General features: G+C 71.5%; 1 protein-coding gene. It reads left to right on the top strand.

Features of this window, described 5'->3' with window-relative positions:
* A partial coding sequence (locus F8568_RS46420; protein ID WP_207750441.1) for an HNH endonuclease signature motif containing protein occupies positions 1 to 281 on the top strand: 281 nt, incomplete at its 5' end.
* Positions 282 to 1,455: the final 1,174 nt, after the last annotated feature.

The following is a 1,455-nucleotide window of genomic DNA, read 5'->3' as shown; positions in this document are numbered from 1 at the left end:
CCTCCTGCGCGGTGCGGGGATGCGAGATGCCGGGCACGCTGTGCGAGGTCGACCACGTCCACGGATGGGCACTCGGCAGCCCCACCGACATCGACCAACTCGCCCTCACCTGCGGATGGCACAACCGCTTCAAGCACACCAGCCCCGACCAGATCCACATCACCAAGGATCCCGACGGGCGGTACATCTACCGGCTGCTGCCACCGGCCGACGCCCGAGGGGCGACCGGGCCGCCGGGCGGCACCGGCCCACCCGACGACCCCCTCGACCGGGCCGCATAACCCACCCCACCAGCACGACCGGCATGACCGCCGAGGCCGCCCGGAACCACTCGGGTCCCGGGCGGCCTCGGCATGCCCACACCACACCGCACACCCGCACCGCACGCCAGTGGGTCACCATCGAAGCCGGGCTGGCTGATCCTTCGTCTAAACGACCGCCGAACGGCCGCCACCCGTGGTCGGCGGCATCACAGCCCCTCGGTCCTGCATCGGCCTCACGGCCCCCATCGTGACTCCAGCCGATGCCTGGCCGGGCCCGCACCCAGATCCACGCGGCTAACCGGACACCCGGCGGCGCCGCAGAGGCGGACGGCGGCGCCGGCGGCACGTGGATCTGGGAACCGGCGTTCAAACCAGGCCGCTGCCTTCGCCGTCCTTCGAGCAGCACCCCCGCAAGGACGATCCCGACGTCCACTGTGTGGCCATAGGGCCTACGAAACAGCGCGGCGAGATGCTGCGAGAAGCGGAGGAGGAGGACGCCCCCGTGCCTCGGTGGGGGCCGTCCGCGTGCCAATCGCAGGCGGTCACGACGGGATGTCGGTGTCTGGAACCTGCGCACACCAGGAGGCGGATGGGTTGGCGGGAAGCCCGGGATGCGGGAACCGGCCCGGGAGTGTCGCGCTGGCCCGGTCAACAGACGTGCGGTCGCGGTGGCGGGCAGCGAGAGCGGTCAGGCGTAGGTGCGGGCGCTGGACGACACCGACGCGCCGCCGATCGCAACGCTGCCCCCACGAGAAGCGCTTCAGCGCCTTGGACGCCGTCGCCGGGGTCGGGCGATCGTTCTCTCAAGGCCGCGGGTTGTGAGGGCAGAACCGTCCATGGCCGGGGCCCGACGCAGGCGCGGCGGCTCGCGGCTCTCGGGACCGGAGACAACAAAAGTGTCGTGATCACACGACACAGCGTCATCTACAGGTGGGACCTCGACTCCTGAGCCGTTCGTCGAGGGGGCGGGTGACGCCAGTGAAGGCAGCGAGCTTGTGGTCTTTTCAGCCAGGTTGTCAGGGCCTCGATGCTGGTCTCGCGCAGGGCGGTCGGAGGTCGACGACGTGTCTCATCGTCGGGAGCCCCCGCCACGTCCCTTGGGTTCTCTTCGTTCCTGACGGAGGGGGGTGGTGGGGTGGCGCGACCCGGGGGCGGGGGGGGCGGGGGCGGCCCCCCACACCACCCCCCCGGG

Source organism: Actinomadura physcomitrii (genome assembly GCF_008923205.2).
Lineage (GTDB): Bacteria > Actinomycetota > Actinomycetes > Streptosporangiales > Streptosporangiaceae > Spirillospora > Spirillospora physcomitrii.
This window is presented reverse-complemented; position numbering and strand designations above follow the sequence as displayed.